Origin of the sequence: Pseudonocardia sp. NPDC049635 (genome assembly GCF_040659795.1) — a bacterium.
In the GTDB taxonomy this organism is placed as follows: Bacteria; Actinomycetota; Actinomycetes; order Mycobacteriales; family Pseudonocardiaceae; genus Pseudonocardia.
In genome coordinates, this window is record NZ_JBFAON010000006.1 from 118,410 (window position 1) to 135,493 (window position 17,084).

Annotated in this window: 14 protein-coding genes; 9 read left to right on the forward strand and 5 right to left on the reverse strand. The window is 73.3% G+C overall.

What is annotated here, in order from left to right; translation table 11 throughout:
- Positions 1-3: 3 nt before the first annotated feature.
- Positions 4-2,712, forward strand: coding sequence for a GNAT family N-acetyltransferase (locus tag AB0J24_RS10160; RefSeq protein ID WP_358678405.1), 2,709 nt, complete (start codon positions 4-6; stop codon positions 2,710-2,712).
- A 35-nt stretch (positions 2,713-2,747) separates the two neighbouring features.
- On the opposite strand, the gene AB0J24_RS10165 is transcribed toward AB0J24_RS10160, so the two are convergent.
- Positions 2,748-4,397 (reverse strand): fumarate hydratase, encoded by a 1,650-nt coding sequence (locus AB0J24_RS10165; protein WP_358678408.1) that lies wholly within the window; start codon positions 4,395-4,397, stop codon positions 2,748-2,750.
- A gap of 121 nt (positions 4,398-4,518) precedes the next feature.
- Here AB0J24_RS10165 and AB0J24_RS10170 point away from each other — a divergent pair, with 121 nt between their 5' ends.
- The 3 genes from AB0J24_RS10170 (at position 4,519) to AB0J24_RS10180 (ending at position 8,650) form a co-directional block, all read left to right on the forward strand.
- Complete coding sequence (locus tag AB0J24_RS10170) at positions 4,519-6,891, forward strand: xanthine dehydrogenase family protein molybdopterin-binding subunit (protein ID WP_358678411.1); 2,373 nt, start codon at positions 4,519-4,521, stop codon at positions 6,889-6,891.
- A gap of 131 nt (positions 6,892-7,022) precedes the next feature.
- Positions 7,023-7,862 carry a fumarylacetoacetate hydrolase family protein gene (locus tag AB0J24_RS10175; RefSeq protein WP_358678414.1) on the forward strand — a complete coding sequence of 280 codons (840 nt, stop codon included), beginning with the start codon at positions 7,023-7,025 and terminating at the stop codon, positions 7,860-7,862.
- Positions 7,859-8,650 (forward strand): maleylpyruvate isomerase family mycothiol-dependent enzyme, encoded by a 792-nt coding sequence (locus AB0J24_RS10180; RefSeq protein WP_358678417.1) that lies wholly within the window; start codon positions 7,859-7,861, stop codon positions 8,648-8,650. Before AB0J24_RS10175 ends, AB0J24_RS10180 begins: the two co-directional genes overlap by 4 nt.
- Positions 8,651-8,665: 15 nt before the next feature.
- Here the strand turns inward: AB0J24_RS10180 and AB0J24_RS10185 are convergent, their stop codons facing one another.
- Both AB0J24_RS10185 and AB0J24_RS10190 read right to left on the reverse strand, forming a co-directional pair.
- Positions 8,666-9,427, reverse strand: coding sequence for a hypothetical protein (locus AB0J24_RS10185; protein ID WP_358678420.1), 762 nt, complete (start codon positions 9,425-9,427; stop codon positions 8,666-8,668).
- A gap of 5 nt (positions 9,428-9,432) precedes the next feature.
- The gene (locus AB0J24_RS10190) at positions 9,433-9,600 is read right to left on the reverse strand and encodes a hypothetical protein (RefSeq protein ID WP_358678423.1); all 168 of its coding nucleotides are present in this window, start codon (positions 9,598-9,600) and stop codon (positions 9,433-9,435) included.
- Positions 9,601-9,749: 149 nt separating this feature from the next.
- Here AB0J24_RS10190 and AB0J24_RS10195 point away from each other — a divergent pair, with 149 nt between their 5' ends.
- Positions 9,750-10,925 (forward strand): glutamate-cysteine ligase family protein, encoded by a 1,176-nt coding sequence (locus tag AB0J24_RS10195; RefSeq protein ID WP_358678426.1) that lies wholly within the window; start codon positions 9,750-9,752, stop codon positions 10,923-10,925.
- Between the two features lie 60 nt (positions 10,926-10,985).
- On the opposite strand, the gene panB is transcribed toward AB0J24_RS10195, so the two are convergent.
- On the reverse strand, positions 10,986-11,840 hold the full coding sequence (gene panB / locus AB0J24_RS10200) for a 3-methyl-2-oxobutanoate hydroxymethyltransferase (RefSeq protein WP_358678429.1): 855 nt from the start codon (positions 11,838-11,840) through the stop codon (positions 10,986-10,988).
- Positions 11,841-12,012: 172 nt separating this feature from the next.
- Between panB and AB0J24_RS10205 the strand changes: the two genes are divergently transcribed.
- The 3 genes from AB0J24_RS10205 to AB0J24_RS10215 all read left to right on the forward strand — a co-directional run bounded on the left by AB0J24_RS10205 (position 12,013) and on the right by AB0J24_RS10215 (position 15,981).
- Positions 12,013-13,653, forward strand: a complete 1,641-nt coding sequence (locus AB0J24_RS10205; protein ID WP_358678431.1) for an alpha/beta hydrolase — start codon at positions 12,013-12,015, stop codon at positions 13,651-13,653.
- A 93-nt stretch (positions 13,654-13,746) separates the two neighbouring features.
- On the forward strand, positions 13,747-15,090 hold the full coding sequence (glnA, locus tag AB0J24_RS10210) for a type I glutamate--ammonia ligase (protein WP_358678434.1): 1,344 nt from the start codon (positions 13,747-13,749) through the stop codon (positions 15,088-15,090).
- 57 nt (positions 15,091-15,147) lie between these two features.
- Positions 15,148-15,981, forward strand: a complete 834-nt coding sequence (locus AB0J24_RS10215) for an alpha/beta hydrolase (RefSeq protein WP_358678437.1) — start codon at positions 15,148-15,150, stop codon at positions 15,979-15,981.
- Between the two features lie 67 nt (positions 15,982-16,048).
- Here AB0J24_RS10215 and AB0J24_RS10220 read toward each other — a convergent pair whose 3' ends face one another.
- The gene (locus tag AB0J24_RS10220; RefSeq protein WP_358678440.1) at positions 16,049-16,528 is read right to left on the reverse strand and encodes a MarR family transcriptional regulator; all 480 of its coding nucleotides are present in this window, start codon (positions 16,526-16,528) and stop codon (positions 16,049-16,051) included.
- 44 nt (positions 16,529-16,572) lie between these two features.
- Between AB0J24_RS10220 and AB0J24_RS10225 the strand changes: the two genes are divergently transcribed.
- A complete protein-coding gene (locus tag AB0J24_RS10225) occupies positions 16,573-17,022 on the forward strand; it encodes a Rid family hydrolase (protein ID WP_358678444.1) in 450 nt (149 codons plus the stop codon).
- The last annotated feature ends 62 nt before the right edge of the window (positions 17,023-17,084 follow it).

The following is a 17,084-nucleotide window of genomic DNA, read 5'->3' on the forward strand; positions in this document are numbered from 1 at the left end:
CCCATGCCCGACGACGACCCGCAGCACGAGCACCCCTACCCCCGGCAGTGGGAGGCCGACGTCGTCGCCTCCGACGGCGGGATCGTGCATCTGCGCCCGATCACCCCCGCCGACGCCGACGCCCTGCTCGCCTTCCACGCCAAGCTCTCCGACCGCACCCGCTACCTGCGCTACTTCGGCCCCTACCCGCGGATCTCGCCCCGCGACCTGGAGCGGTTCACCGTGGTGGACCACCGCACCCGGGTGGCGTTCCTGGCACTGCTCGGTGACGAGATCATCGCGGTCGGCCGGTACGAAGGGCTCACCGCCAACGGCTCGGCGGCCGCGGCGCAGGGGGCCGGGACCGACGAGCCGGTCACCTCCGCCGAGGTCGCGTTCGTCGTGCGCGACGACCACCAGTCCCGCGGGCTCGGCTCGATCCTGCTGGAGCACCTCGCCGCGGCCGCCCGGGAGAACGGCCTCTCCCGGTTCGAGGCCGAGGTGCTGGTCGAGAACCATGCGATGGTCCGGGTCTTCCGGGAAGCGGGCTACCAGGTCAAACGGGCCTTCGCCGAGGGCGTGCTGCACCTGGAGTTCGACATCGACCCGACCGAGAAGTCGATCGCGGTGCGCGACTCCCGGGAGCAGGCCGCCGAGGCGCGCAGCGTGGCCAACCTGCTGCACCCCGGTTCGGTCGCGGTGATCGGGGCGTCGGCGGACGAGACCAAGCTCGGCCACACCGTCCTGTCGAACCTGCTGCAGGCCGGGTTCACCGGCCCGGTCTACCCGGTCAACCCCGACGCGCGTTCGGTGCGCGGCGTGCGCGCCTACCCGTCGGTGATCGACATCCCGGACGAGGTGGATCTCGCCGTGGTCGCCGTCCCGGCGGCGAACATCGACGAGGTCATGGACTCCTGCCTGGCCAAGGGCGTCAAGGCGCTGGTGGTGATCAGCTCCGGGTTCGCCGACGCCGGTGGCGGCGGCACGGTGGCCGAGCGCAGGCTCGTCGCGGAGGCCCGGGCGCACGGCATGCGGGTCGTCGGGCCGAACGCGCTCGGTGTGGCCAACCCCGATCCGGCGGTCCGGCTCAACGCGACGCTCGCCCCGGCGCTGCCGGGCCCGGGCCGCACGGGCTTCTTCTGCCAGTCCGGTGCGCTGGGCACCGCGATCCTGGCGAACGCGCGCAGCCGCGGGCTGGGCCTGTCGTCGTTCGTGTCGGCGGGCAACCGCGCCGACGTCTCCGGCAACGACCTCCTGCAGTACTGGCAGACCGACCCGGCCACCGACCAGGTGTTGCTCTACCTGGAGACCTTCGGCAACCCGCGCAAGTTCGCCAGGGTCGCCCGCCGGTTGGCCCGGACCAAGCCGATCGTCGCGGTGAAGTCCGGCCGGCACACCGGGCCACTGCCGTCGCTGGCCTCGGTCGCCGCGCCGATCGACGAGCCCAGCGTGCAGGCGCTGTTCGAGCAGTCCGGTGTCATCCGGGTGCAGACCCTGCCGCAGCTGTTCGACACCGCGCTGCTGCTCGCTTACCAGCCCTTGCCCGCCGGGCGACGGGTCCGCGTCGTCGGGAACTCGACGGCGGTGAACCTCCTGGTCACCGACGGCCTGCTGGACGAGGGGCTGGAGCCTGCCGCCGAGCCGATCGACGTCGGCACCCGGGCGTCGCCCGCGGAGTTCGCCGATGCGGTGCGTTCCGCGCTGGAGGGCCCGGGACATCCGGACGCGCTGATCGCGGTGTTCGTGCCGCCGGTCGCCGTCGAGGGCACGGCGCACGCGCATGCGCTGCGCGAGGCGGCGGACGGCGCCGGGGTCCCGGTGATCGCGGTCTTCCTGGCCGCGGAGGGGATACCGGAGGAGCTGTCGGTACCGCAGGCCGACGGCACCCCCGGGCGCGGCTCGGTCCCCAGCTACGCCAGCCCGGAACGGGCGACGTCGGCCCTCGGCCGGGTCACCCGGTACGCGGCCTGGCGGAACACGCCGGTCGGCGAGTTCGTCGTCCCCGAGGGGATCGACACCGAACGGGCGCGGCGGCTGGTCGCCTCCTTCGGGCCGGACGCGGAGCACCAGCTGACCGACGACGAGGCGGTCGAGCTGCTCGACTGCTACGGGCTACGGGTCGTCGCCTTCGAGCGGGTCGACGGCGCCGACGCCGCGGTCGCCGCGGCCGAGCGGGTCGGCTACCCGGTGGTGCTCAAGGCGACCGCCGACGAGTGGCGGCACCGCGGGGACTTCGTCGGCGTCCGGCTGGACCTGGCCTCGGCGGAGGCTGTGCGCGTGGCGCACGCCGAGCTGTCCCGGGTCACCGGGTCGGGGGAGGTGTACGTGCAGCGGATGGCTCCCAAGGGCACGTCCTGCAAGCTGGAGGTCGTCGACGACCCGTCGTTCGGTTCGCTGCTCGCGTTCGGCCTCTCCGGCATGGCGACCGAGCTGCTCGACGACCGTGCCTACCGGGTGCTGCCGGTGTCGACCGAGGACGCCCGCCGGTTGATCCGGGCGCCTCGCGCCGCCCCGCTGCTGACCGGCTACCGCGGCACCGAGCCGGTCGACACGGCCGCGCTGGAGGATGTCGTGCTGCGGATCGGCCGGCTCGCCGAGGACATCCCGCAGATCCGGTCGCTGGCCCTGGACCCGGTGCTGGCGTCCCCGGAGGGTGCATTCGTGACCGGGGCCAGGGTGACGGTCGGGCGGCCGCCCAGCCGCCGTGACGCCGGCCCCCGCAAGCTGGCCTGACGCCCTGTGCGGGGTCGGCCGGGGGCCGGCGTGCCTCAGCTGCGGAACGAGACCTGCAGGGTGGGTGCCGAGGTGTCGGCGAAGAAGTCGTTGCCCTTGTCGTCCATCACGACGAAGGCCGGGAAGTCCTCGACCTCGATCTTCCAGACCGCCTCCATGCCGAGCTCCGGGTACTCCAGCACGTCGACCTTGCGAATGCAGTCCTGTGCGAGCCGGGCCGCGGGGCCACCGATCGAACCCAGGTAGAACCCGCCGTTGGCGGCGCAGGAGTCGACGACCTGCCGGGACCGGTTGCCCTTCGCGAGCATCACCAGCGACCCACCGGCCTCCTGGAACTGCTTCACGTAGGAGTCCATCCGGCCCGCGGTGGTCGGGCCGAACGAGCCGGACGCGTACCCCTCGGGGGTCTTGGCCGGGCCCGCGTAGTAGACGGCGTGGTCGCGCAGGTACTGCGGCATCGGCTCGCCCGCGTCCAGCCGCTCGGCGATCTTCGCGTGGGCGATGTCGCGGGCCACGACCAGCGGACCGGTCAGCGAGAGCCGGGTCTTCACCGGCAGCTGGGAGAGCTGGGCCCGGATCTCGTCCATCGGCCGGTTCAGGTCGATCCGCACGACCTCGTCGGACAGGTTCTCCGACACCGTGTCCGGCAGGTACTGGGCCGGGTCGCGCTCGAGCTGCTCCAGGTACACCCCGGACGGGGTGATCTTCGCCTTGGCCTGGCGGTCGGCCGAGCAGGACACCGCCACGCCGACCGGCAGCGACGCGCCGTGCCGGGGCAGCCGGATCACGCGTACGTCGTGGCAGAAGTACTTGCCGCCGAACTGGGCGCCGATCCCGAAGTTGCGGGTCAGCTCCAGCACCTGCTGCTCCAGGTCGGTGTCCCGGATCGCGTGCCCCAGCGGCGAGCCCTCGGTGGGCAGGTTGTCCAGGTAGCGGGCGGAGGCGAGCTTGGCGACCTTGAGGGTGTACTCGGCGGACATGCCGCCGACGACGATCGCGAGGTGGTAGGGCGGGCAGGCCGCGGTGCCCAGCGAACGCAGTTTCTCGTCGAGGAAGGCGGCGAGGCGCTTGGGGTTCAGCAGCGCCTTCGTCTCCTGGTAGAGGAACGTCTTGTTGGCCGATCCACCGCCCTTGGCCATGACCAGGAACTCGTAGAACGGGTCGCGGCCGGGCTTGGTGTAGAGCTCGACCTGGGCCGGGAGGTTGGTCCCGGTGTTCTTCTCCTCCCAGAAGCTCAGCGGCGCCATCTGCGAGTAGCGCAGGTTCAGCTCCTGGTAGGCCTCGAACACGCCGCGGGAGACCGCCGCCTCGTCGTCGCCACCGGTCAGCACGGTCTCGGTCTTCTTGCCGACCACGATGGCGGTGCCGGTGTCCTGGCACATCGGGAGCACGCCGCCGGCCGAGACGCAGGCGTTGCGCAGCAGGTCCATGGCGACGAACCGGTCGTTCCCGCTCGCCTCCGGGTCGTCGACGATGGCGCGCAGCTGCCGCAGGTGCGAGGGCCGCAGCAGGTGCTGGATGTCGGTGACGGCGGCGCGGACCAGTCCGGTGATCGTCTCCGGCGGCACCTCGAGGAAGGTGCGGCCGGCGGCCTCGGTCACGGCGCCCGCGGGCAGGTCGAGCTCGCGGTACTCGGTGTCGTCCGGACCGAGCGGGAGCACGTCGGTGTGGTGGAACTCGGGCATGGCCGGGACGCTACCGGCCGTCCCGGCCGGTGACCGCAGGTGGAGACGCACGCGACGACGTGACCCGTCCGCCGCGCCGGCTAACCGGACGGCCCTCCGGTTGTCCGGTAGCGTGGCTCACATGCCTGGTTCGATCCTGGGAACATCGGTCCGCCGCGTCGAGGACGCCGACCTGATCACCGGCCGCAGCACCTATGTGGGAAACCTGCGCCGGGACTCGCTCGCGCACGTCGTCTTCGTCCGGTCGCCGCTGGCGCACGCGCTGGTCACCGGCATCGACACCACCGCGGCCGCGGCCGCGCCCGGGGTGCTCGCCGTGCACACCGCGGCCGATCTCGCCCTGCCCGCCCACCACGGCCTGATGGTGCTCAACCCCGAGATCCCGCGCCCGCCGCTGGCGACCGACCGGGTCCGGTTCGTCGGTGAGGCGGTCGCGCTCGTCGTCGCCGACAGCCGGGCGGCCGCGGTGGACGCGGCCGAGCTGGTCGAGGTCGACTACGACCCGCTGCCCGCCGTCACCGATCCCGAAGCGGCGCTGGCCGACGGCGCCGAGCTGCAGTTCCCGGAGCTGGGCAGCAACCTCGCGGCCGGGGAGCGTGGGCCCGGGCCGGACCCGATCGAGGGTGCCGAGGTGGTCGTCCGGGTCCGGATGGAGAACCAGCGGGTGGCGGCGGTGCCGCTGGAGGGCAACGCGATCGCCGTCGAACCCGGTGGGCCCGATGACGAGTTCGCGCTCACCGTGCACGTCTCCACCCAGATGCCGCACGGCTTCCGCGCCCAGCTGGCAGGCCTGCTCGGCCTGGAACCCGGCGACATCCGGGTGATCGCACCGCACGTCGGCGGCGGGTTCGGCGCCAAGGCGGGTGTGCTCGCCGAGCACACCGCGGTCGCCGTCGCCGCCCGCGCGCTCGGCCGCCCGCTGACCTGGGTGGAGACCCGCTCGGAGAACATGGTGTCGATGCCGCACGGCCGCGGCCAGGTCGGCTACTACGAGCTGGGTCTCACCCGCGACGGCCGGATGACCGGCCTGCGCGCCCGGGTCATCGGTGACTCCGGCGCGTACGCGGGGTTCGGCGGCGCGCTGCCGCTGCGGACCACCTACCTGATGGCGACCGGGGTCTACGACATCCCGGCGCTGCGCTACGACGCCGTCGCCGCGCTGACCAACACGACGCCGATGGGTGCCTTCCGCGGCGCCGGCCGCCCGGAGGCCGCCGCGCACCTGGAACGCCTGGTCGACGTGGCCGCGGTCGAGCTGGACATGGACCCGGTGGAGCTGCGCCGGCGCAACTTCCTGGATCCCACGGCGTTCCCGCACACCACGCCGACCGGGGCGACCTACGACGTCGGCGACTACGACCTGCCGCTGCGCGAGGCACTGCGGATCGCAGGCTACGACGAGCTCCGCGCCGAGCAGGCGCGCCGGCGGGCCGCCGGCGACCCGGTCCGCCTCGGCATCGGCACCGCCGTCTACGTGGAGATCACCGCGGGCGGGGGTGGCGGGGAGTACGGCTCGGTGACCGTGCACGAGGACGGCACCGCGACCGTGTCGGCCGGGACCTCCGCGCACGGGCAGGGGCACGCGACGTCGTTCTCGATGCTGGTCGCCGACCGGCTGGGCATCCCGCTGGAGAACATCCGGTACGTGCAGTCCGACACGGCGCTGGTCCCACGTGGCGCGGGGACCGGCGGGTCGCGCTCGCTGCAGCTGGGCGGCACCGCCGTGGCCGAGGCCGCGCACGAGCTCTACGAGCGGGCCCGCAAGCTCGCCGCGTCGCTGCTGGAGGCCTCCGCCGACGACGTGCGGATCACCGACGACGGCCGGTTCGGCGTCTCCGGTGTGCCGGGTGGCCCGACCGTGGGCTGGGCCGAGGTGCACCGCCGGGCCGCGCTGGTGGGGGAGGAGCTGCACGTGGGTCTGGACTCCCGGCAGGCCGGGCCGACGTTCCCGTTCGGCGCGCACGTCTCGGTCGTCGAGGTCGACACCGACACCGGGCGGGTCACCCCGCTGCGCCACGTCGCCGTCGACGACTGCGGGCGGATCCTCAACCCGCTGCTGGTCGAGGGCCAGCAGCACGGCGGCCTGGCCCAGGGCATCGCCCAGGCGCTGCACGAGCAGGTCCTGTTCGACGAGGAGGGCCAGCCGCTGACCTCGAGCCTGGCCGCCTACACGATCCCGACCGCGGCCGACCTGTTCGAGTTCGAGGTGGCGACCACCGAGACCCCGACGCCGCTGAACTCGCTGGGGGCGAAGGGGATCGGCGAGTCCGCGACGGTCGGTTCGACACCCGCGGTGCAGAACGCGGTGGTCGATGCGCTCGCCGATCTCGGTGTGCGGCACATCGACCTGCCGTGCACCCCGCAGCGGGTGTGGCGGGCGGTGACCGCCGCCCGGTCCGGCGCCCCGCAGGACGCCTGGCGGGAGCCGCCCGCGGTGTTCGCGGATCTCCCGGTCCGCGGCGGGGAGGCCGAGGACGAGGCCGCCGCCATCTGAGCCTCCGGTGACCCCACCCCTGGGGTGGGGTCACCGGAGGCGGTGCCGCAGACTCTCAGCCGGACGCAGGCGGCGGTGGTGACGACACGGCCGTCGACCCAGCCGACGGATCCACTGGAGGGACGCTCACGATGAGGCTCGCGACGATCCGCACCGCGACCGGGCACCGGGCGGTGCGCATCGACGGCGACAGCGCCGTCGAGACGGGGGAGGCCGACGTCCGTGCGCTGCTCGAGCGCCCCGACTGGTTCGAGCACGCCACCGGCGCCGACGGCCCGGTGCACGACGCCGCCCGGCTGGATCACGCGCCGCTCGTTCCCAGCCCGGAGAAGATCATCTGCATCGGGCTGAACTACCGCGATCACGTGCTGGAGATGGGCAACGAGCTGCCCGAGTACCCGACGATCTTCGGCAAGTTCGCGCCCGCGCTGATCGGGGCGCGGGACGAGATCGAGCTGCCCGCCCAGTCGGACCGGGTCGACTACGAGGCGGAGCTGACCGTCGTCATCGGGCGGTCGGTCCGGCACGCCGACGCCGAGGCGGCCCGGGCCGCGATCGCCGGTTACACCGTGCTGAACGACGTGAGCATGCGCGACTACCAGCGTCGCACCAAGCAGTTCCTGCAGGGCAAGACCTGGGAGCACTCCACCCCGCTGGGGCCCGAGCTGGTCACCCCGGACGAGCTGCCGGCCGACCCGGCGGACGGCGGCGCGCTGCGCATCCGCTCCGAGCTGGACGGCGAGATCATGCAGGACTCGACCACCGACCAGCTGGTCTTCGGCGTCGTCGACCTGATCGTGTACCTGTCCACGATCCTCACCCTCAACCCCGGTGACGTCATCGCCACCGGCACCCCCGGCGGCGTCGGCGACGCCCGCACGCCGCCGCGCTACCTGACCGAGGGCTGCGAGATCGTCACCGCGGTGGACGGGGTCGGTGAGTGCCGCAACGTCTGCCGGTCCGTGCGGTGAGCGGGGGCCTGCCCGCCGCCGAACCCGCTGCCGGACCCGCCGTCCCACCGCCGCTGCCGGACTCGCTGGCCTGGGCCGGCGACGGCCAGGCCCACCTGCGCGGCCTGATGACCCGGATGGGCGACGAGGCGTTCACCGCGCCGTCGCTGCTCGGCGGCTGGACCAGGGCGCACGTGCTCACCCACGTCGCCCGCAACGCCGACGCCATGTGCAACCTGCTGAGCTGGGCGCGGACCGGGACCGAGACGCCCGCCTACCGCAGCCCCCAGGCGCGCGACGCCGACATCGCCGCGGGCGCCGCGCGTGACCCCGACCGGATCCGGGCCGACGTCATCGCCTCGTCCGACCGCTTGGCCGACACCGTGCGGACGATGCCGGCGCGGGCCTGGTCGGCCAGGGTCCGCACCGCGCAGGGCATCGAGATCCCGGCGAGGGCGGTGCCCTGGCTGCGCGCCAGGGAGGTGTGGATCCACGCGGTGGACCTCGACGTCGGTGCATCGTTCAAGGACCTGCCGATCCCGATGCGCCGGGTACTGGTGGCCGACGTCGCCGCGCACCTGGAACGCACACCCGGGTGCCCACGCGTCCGGCTGGAGGAGTCACGGACCGGTCAGGTGCTCGAGTTCGGACCCGGGCCCGCCGGCGCCGACGGGACGGCCCCGACGGACCTGGGCACGGTCCGGGGCCGTGCCCCGGACCTCATCGCCTGGCTGCTCGGGCGGCCGTTCGGCAAGGGGGTACGCGATGCCGGGGGCAACCTGCCCGGGCCGCTGCCGTCCTGGCTGTGACGGCGGTCCGACGGCTCAGTCCCGCCCCTCCAGCTCGTCGAGCCGCGCGGTGGCCCGGCCGAGCTGACGGGCCATCTCGTCGAGCCGGGCCTGCAGCAGTGCCATCTCGGCGGTGAGCACGGTGACCGCACCGGCCGTCGCGACCGCGTCGCCCTCGATCGGGTCCCGCCCACCGAACGCCGAGTCGTCCAGCAGGCGCTCGGCCGCACCGCCGACCGGGGCCAGCGGCCCGGCCGGGACGTCGTCGGGCAACCGTTCGATCCCGGCCAGCCGGGCGAACCGGTCCGGGGTCAGCACCGGCCGGGCGCCCGCGCAGCGGCCGCAGACCGGTTCGAGACGGCGCCAGCCCCGCTGGCCCGCGCCGGTGTCGGCCAGCGCGGACACCGCCGCCCCGCACCGGCACGGCCGCATCCGGATCGAGCGGACCCGCTGCCGGGCGTACCGCAGGCCCAGCTCGTAGCGGCGGAACCGGCCCGACACGGTGACCTCGAGCAGCACCGAGCCCTGGTGCTCCGGGGCGCAGGCCAGCTCGCGGGCGTCGGTGTCGGAGTGGAAGCAGTAGAAGCCGCAGTCGCACCAGCGGGACGGGCAGGCGTGCCGGCAGCCGTGCGCGCACACCGCGTCGTCGACGGTGCGGTAGACGTGCGCCCGGCCGAGCGTGACACCGCTGAAACCGGCCCGCGTGCCGTCGGCGGACAGCATCGGGAAGGCCAGCTTGTGCCCGTCGAGCGGGCCGGTCGGGTGTTCCCGCGGTGTGCGGTGGAACGGGCCGCGCACGGCGATCAGTCCTCGCGGGACCCCGAGCGCGCCGGGTGCTCGTGATCGACCGGCGACCAGTCCGCGAACTCGGGCTCGGCGGCGGTGGGCCGGGGGGCCTCCTGCGCCGCAGCTATCCGGTCGGCCTCGTGGTCCACGGCGAATCCCTCGGAGATCTTGCGACCCAACCTCATGACGCCTCCCGTGATCCGGGTCCGGGCGGACCTGGTGTGGCTGCCGTCACCAGGCTGACCGTTCGACGCGGTGTTGTCCAGGGCGGAACGGGTGAGCACGGCCGGGTCCGGATCACATCCCGACGCGGCGGCGCGCCGGTAGGCTCACCATGACAGGCGGGCCGGGGGTGATCGTGCGGGGGCCGGTGCGGTACGGCATCGAGCACGAGCTCGCCCTGCTGCGGGCGGACGGCTCCCTCGCCGACTTCGCGACGTTGAGCCACGCCGAGGTCGCCGCCGTCGTCGACGAGCTGCCCGAGCTCCCCGACGACCAGCACGACCTGCGCATCGGTGACGCCGGGATCCGCTGCAAGCGCTGGTACGCCGAGGGCTACGAGCGGCTCGACGAGCACGGTGAGCTGTGGCGCTTCGATCCGAAGGGAATCGAGATCCGCACGGCCGTGCACGACTCGGTCGAGGCCGCCGAATCCGCGCTGTGCGCCGACGCCGAGCTGCTCGCCCGGGTCGCCGCGCGGCACGGGCTGCGCCCCGTCGCGTTCGGGTTCCACCCGGCGCGCTCGGCCTACCGCCTGGACCCGCCCGCGAACGCGCACGAGCGCACGCTGATGGCGTCCTCGCCCGAGGAACGGACCGCCCACCTGCACATGGTCACCTGGGGGCCGGACCTCAACCTGTCCTTCCCGGAGTGCGGGACCGACCCGGCGGACCTGGCCGACGCCGCCGCCAAGCTCACCTACTACAGCCCCTACCTGGTGCCGTGGTCGTTCTCGTCGCCGTTCCGCGACGGCCGGCCCTGGGTCGGCGAGTCGGCGCGGACGTCGCGGCGGACCGGGCCGCGCCCGGCCGCGCTCGCCTATCTGGACCCGGCCGCGACGCTGCTGCCGACCGACCCCAGCCTCACCCGGCACGCCGCGATCCCGGGTGAGATCGGCCGGATCGAGTTCAAGGCGTTCGACGCGGTGGCGGTGCTGCCGGGGGAGGAGCCCGCCGACGGTGGGCGTGCCGGGCTGCCGGGCGCGTTGCTGAGCCTGCTCACCGGGGTGCTGCGCGACGGCACGCTGACCGGGCGCCGGCGTACCCCGGATGCGCTCGCACACCGGCGCGCCGCGCTGCGTGGCTGGTCGGACCCGGCGATCCGCAGCGGCTCCCAGGCCGTGCTCGACGCCGCGGCGACCGCGCTGCGTGGCGAACCCGGGCACCTCGAGCGGCTGGCGTCGCTGCAGGTTCTGCTCACCCGCCGGGAGAACCCGGCAACCAGGATGCTCGCCCGGCACCGCGCGGGCGGCGGGATCCCCGGCATCGTGACCGCACCGCACGGCGCCTGAGCCGTCCGGGGCGGGCCGCGCCCGGCCCGCCCCGGACCGGGGCAGTGGTGTCAGTGGTCGTCAGTGGTAGCTGTGCTCCTCGGCCGGGTACTCGCCGCCGCGCACGTCGGCGGCGAACGCGGTGGCCGCCCGGTGCAGCACCCCGCCCACGTCGGCGTAGCGGCGCACGAACCGCGGCACCTTCCCACGGTTCATCCCGGCCATGTCCGACCAGACGAGCACCTGGGCGTCGCACTCCGGGCCGGCGCCGATCCCGACGGTCGGGATCCGCAGCTCCGCGGTGACCCGCTTCGCCACGTCGGCGGGCACCATCTCCAGCACGACCGCGAACGCGCCCGCCTCCTGCAGCGCCAGCGCGTCCTCGACGAGCCGGTCGGCCCCGTCGCCACGACCCTGGATCCGGAACCCGCCCAGCGCGTGCTCGCTCTGCGGGGTGAAGCCCAGGTGCGCCATCACCGGCACACCGGACGAGGTCAGCGCCTCGACCTGGGGTGCGAACCGGGCGCCGCCCTCGAGCTTCACCGCGTGCGCACCGGCTTCCTTCATGAACCGGAACGCCGTCTCCTGGGCCTGGCCGGGCGAGACCTGGTAGCTGCCGAAGGGCAGGTCCGCCACGACCAGCGCGCTGCGCGCGCCGCGCACCACGGCCCGGGTCAGCCCGATCAGCTCGTCGACCGTGACCGGGATCGTGTTGTCGTGGCCGAAGACGTTGTTGCCCGCCGAGTCGCCGACGAGCAGCACCGGGATGCCGGCGTCGTCGAAGATCTCCGCGGTGTAGACGTCGTAGGCGGTCAGCATCGGCCAGCGCCTGCCCTCCTGCTTCCACTGCAGCAGGTGGTGCACGCGGGTGCGCTTCGGGGGCGCCGCCGGAGCCCGGTAGGGCGCGGTGACCTCGCCGTGGTCCTGAGTGCTCATCGCTGAGCTCCTTCCGTCCTCGAGGCCCGCGCTGGTCACGGGTCCCCGGGTTCGCCGTCGATGGCTGTTCCCAGGGTGGCAGCGGAACGCCCTGCAGCGGGCCGAGGTGTGGGAACGCTCACCAGCCGGTGCCGCGTCGGTGACCGTCGGGGGGCGATGGCATGCTCCGGACATGCTCCCCCGAATGCTGCGCTCCCGGGTCGGCGGACCCGTCTCACGATCCCGTCCCGCAGCGCTTCCCGGCCGGCAGCGCGGGCGGGCCGCGGGCGTCGCATCGCTGGGGGTGGCGGTGCTGGTGCTGGTCGGTGCGTGCTCGGGCCCGGGGGCGACCGACGAGGCGCCGGATCCCACGCGGCCGCAGGGCCTCGACCGGTTCTACGGCCAGGAGCTCAGCTGGGGCCCGTGCGCCGACTACGCGCCCACCGCGCAGGACCAGGCGGCCTACGCCGATCCGGAGCTCGACTGCACCCGGGTCACCGTCCCGCAGGCCTACGCCGAGCCCGACGGCGAGACCATGCAGATCGCGCTGCTGCGCAAGAAGGCCACCGGCGACAAGATCGGCTCGCTGTTCACCGACCCCGGTGGCCCCGGTGCGTCGGGCACCTCGTTCCTGGCGGGCCAGGCCTCGACCTGGGCGGCGAACGGCCTCGGTGACCGGTTCGACCTGATCGGGTTCGACCCGCGCGGCACCGGTGCCAGCGTGCCGCTGATCGAGTGCCTGACCGACCAGGAGAACGACGAGGACCGCACGAAGGTCTTCGCCGACCCGTCGCCGGAGGGCGTCGCGGCCGCCGAGGCGCACAGCAGGCAGTTCGCCGAGCGCTGCACCGAGCGGACCGGTGCCGAGGTGCTGGCCAACGTCGGCACCCGGGACGTCGCGAAGGACATGGACATCCTGCGTGCCGTCGTCGGTGACGAGAAGCTTACCTACGCGGGCTTCTCCTACGGCACCGAGCTGGGCACCGCCTACGCCGAGGCGTTCCCGCAGAACGTGCGCGCCCTGCTGCTCGACGGCGCGGTCGACCCGACGCAGACCACGATCGAGTCGACGGTCAAGCAGAACGCCGGGTTCCAGCTCGCCTTCGACAACTTCGCGAAGGACTGCACCACCCGCGAGAACTGCCCGCTCGGCACCGACCCGGCGCAGGCCACGGCCGCGTTCCAGGCGATCATGCAGCCACTGATCGACGACCCGGTCCCGGCGGGCGACGGCCGGATGCTGAGCTTCAACGACGCGCAGACCGGGGTCAGCCAGGCGCTCTACGTCTCCCAGCTGTGGCCCGCCCTGCAGCAGGGCATCTCGCAGGTGGCGAACGGTAGCGGCGAGTTCCTCATGCAGCTCGCCGACCTCTACCACCGGCGTGACGCGCAGGGCGAGTACTCGAACATGCTGCAGGCGTTCCAGGCGATCACCTGCGTGAACCAGCCTCCGCTCACCGAGCCCGCCGAGGCGCTCGAACTCGCCACCCGGGCCGAGGAGGCGGCGCCGTTCCGGTCCACCGGGCGCGGCCCGGTCGGCGCGCGGGACGCCTGCGCGTTCTGGCCGGTGCCGCCGACCAGCGAACCGCACGTGCCGCAGGTCGACGGGCTCCCGCCGGTCGTCGTGGTGTCGGTCACCGGTGACCCGGCCACCCCGTACCAGGCCGGGGTCGATCTCGCCGCCCAGCTCGGCGGCAGCCTGATCTCGGTCAACGGCGAGCAGCACACCGCGTCCCTGCAGGGAGACCCGTGTGTGGACCGGCTCGCGATCGACTACCTGGTGAACCTGACGGTGCCGCAGGAGGGCGCCGAGTGCACCCTGTCGCCGTCGTGACGCCGGGCCCCGATGCGGTGGCCGGTGCCTCGGCCGGGGCCCCCGCACACCCCGGTAACCTCCGCGTAACACGGACTTCCTAGGCTCCGCCGCATGGACCGCCAGCAGGAGTTCGTGCTCCGCACGCTCGAGGAGCGCGACATCCGTTTCGTACGCCTGTGGTTCACCGACGTGCTCGGTTATCTCAAGTCGGTGGCGATCGCCCCGGCCGAGCTGGAGGGGGCGTTCGCGGAGGGCATCGGCTTCGACGGCTCCGCCATCGAGGGCTTCGCCCGGGTCTACGAGTCGGACATGGTCGCGAAGCCCGACCCGTCGACGTTCCAGGTGCTGCCCTGGGAGACCGCCTCCGGTGAGCACTACTCGGCCCGGATGTTCTGCGACATCGCGATGCCGGACGGCTCGCCGTCCTGGGCGGACCCGCGGCACGTGCTGACCCGCGCGCTCAACAAGGCGGGCGAGGCCGGGTTCACCTGCTACGTGCACCCGGAGATCGAGTTCTACCTGCTGCGCGACCTCCCCGACGACGGTTCCCGGCCGATCCCGGCCGACTCCGGCGGCTACTTCGACCAGGCCAGCCACGACGTCGCACCGCACTTCCGGCGCAACACCATCGAGACCCTGGAGTCGATGGGGATCTCGGTGGAGTTCAGCCACCACGAGGGCGGGCCCGGTCAGCAGGAGATCGACCTGCGCTACGCCGACGCGCTCACGATGGCCGACAACCTCATGACGTTCCGCTACGTCGTGAAGGAGGTCGCGCTCACCCAGGGCGTGCGGGCCTCGTTCATGCCCAAGCCGTTCTCCGAGCACCCCGGCTCGGCGATGCACACACACTTCTCCCTGTTCGAGGGCGACCACAACGCCTTCCACGACCCGGACGACCCGTACGAGCTGTCGGCGACCGGCAAGGCGTTCGTGGCCGGGGTGCTCCGGCACGCCAGGGAGATCACCGCGGTCACCAACCAGTGGGTGAACTCCTACAAGCGGCTGATCACCGGCGGCGAGGCGCCGACGGCGGTGTCCTGGGGGCACGCGAACCGGTCCGCGCTGGTCCGGGTGCCGATGTACTCGCCGGGCAAGTCGTCCTCACGCCGGATCGAGGTCCGCACGCTGGACTCGGCGTGCAACCCGTACCTCGCCTACGCCGTGATCCTGGGCGCCGGGCTGACCGGCATCCAGAAGGGTTACGAGCTGCCGCCGGCCACCGAGGACGACGTCTGGGCGCTCACCGACACCGAGCGCAAGGCACTGGGTTACGAGCTGCTGCCGCAGAACCTGACCGAGGCGCTGGACGTGATGGAGCGCTCCGAGCTGGTCGCGGAGTACCTCGGCGAGCACGTGTTCGACTTCTTCCTGCGCAACAAGCGTGCCGAGTGGGACGCCTACCGGCGGAACGTGACGCCGCACGAGCTGGCCACCTACCTTCCGGTGCTGTGACGGGTTCGGACGACGGTCGGATCCCGATCAGGTAAGGCTTGCCTTAGCATCGGTCGGGTGGAACGCACGACGATCACGGGTGGACACGGCCTGCCGCTCGGCCGGGCGGAGTACGGACCGCCGGACGGCCCGGTGCTGCTGGTGCAGCACGGGCTGTTCGGCTCGGCCGAGCTGGGGGATCCCTGGCTCGACCGCGCCGAGGCGCACGGTGTACGGCTGGTCGCCGTCGAGCGACCCGGTTACGGCCGGTCCGCGCCGGCGCCGATGACGGCGGTCGCGGACTGGTGCGCGATCCTCGATCCGCTGCTGGAGCTGCTGTGCGGCCGCGCGGGCGCGCCGATCGACGTCGTCGGGATCTCGGCGGGTGCGCCCTACACCTATGCGCTCGCCGCCCTGCGTCCCGAACGGGTCCGTGCGGCCTGGCTGCTCTCCGGCCTGCCCTACGTCTACGACGACGCCGTGCGCGGGCTCTACCCGGACGCCTCACTGCGGGCCTGGGAGTTCTACGGCACCGCGGACCCGGCCGAGGTCGCGGCGTCCTTCGCCGAGGCGCACGACCGGCTGGTCGCCGCGTTCCCGGACGTCCCGCACCTGGTCCGGGCGCTCGAGGAGAGCCGGGCCACCGGTTACGTGGGCCCTGCCCTGGAGGCCCGGCTGCAGGTGCACCCGTGGGGCTTCGAACCCGCCGACGTGCTGCGCCCGGTCACCGCGTGGCACTCCCGGGGCGACGACCAGATCCCGTTCGCCGCGGCCGAGCGTACGGTCGCGATGGTGGCCGGCGGCAGGCTGCTCGAGCAGGTCGAACCGGGCCACCTGCCCTCGGAGGCGGTGCTCGATGCGCTGTTCGCCGCGGTCGCACAACGGGAACCCGACGATCCGCGGGGTGGCTGAGTCGAGCAGCCCGGACCCGTCGAGCATCCGGGTGGTGTGCGGGAGCAGGTTCGGTCCGGCGCCGAGCTCAGCGCCCGGCGCGGGGGAAGGACAACGCCAGGGTCTCGGGGATCCGGCCGAGCACCTCCCGGTCGGCGTCACCGAGCCGGTCGAGGACCAGTTCCCGGACGGTGCGCAGGTGCGTCGGTGCGGCCTCGCGGACGATCTCGAACCCGGCGTCGGTGAGGGAGGCGACGGTGTAGCGGCCGTCGTCGGGATCGGGGGAGCGTCGTACCCACCCGCGGCCCTCCAGGCGTTTGACCACGTTGGAGAGCCGGGACAGCGACCCGTTGGTGAGGAACGCGAGTTCGCTCATCCGCAACTTGCGTTCCGGTGCCTCGGACATGTGACTGAGCGTGAGGTACTCGAACAGGGTGAGCCCGTGCTCGCGGCGCAGTGGGGACTCCAGTCTTCCGGGCAACAACATGATCATCGAGACGATGCCGGTCCACGCCGCCTTGTCGGTCGCGTCCAACCAGCGCGGCTCGGGCTCGGATCCTTGCGTCACCAGCGCCACTTTACATGTGAAGTGGTTACTTGTAGATTGAATTCATGCATGAAGTGACTGAGAGTGCGACCTTCCACGTGACCCCCGGTTACGGTGAGACCGCGCGCGAGCTGCTCGGGTACAGCCAGGCCGTGCGCATCGGGAACCGGATCGAGACCTCCGGCCAGGGCGGCTGGGACGACGAGCTGGTCGTCGCCGAGGACCTGGAGACCGAGATCGTGCGGGCCTTCGACAACGTCGGACGCACGCTGGCCGAGGCCGGCGCGACCTGGGCGGACGTCGTGCACGTGAACTCGTACCACAAGGTCGCGCCGGGTGACGCCGCGATCGGCGACGACCACAACCGGATCATGACCAGGGAGTTCCGGGCCCGGATGAACGGGCGCGCCCCGGTGTGGACGCAGACCGGGGTGACCGTGCTGGGGCTCGCCACCATGCGGATCGAGATCCGGGTCACCGCACTGGTCGGAGACGGTTCGGCCGCCGCGGTCTGACCCGGCCGGGCGCGGCCGTGGGGGACCGGTGCCGGAGCGGTCCGTCGGCCCCGCTCGTCATG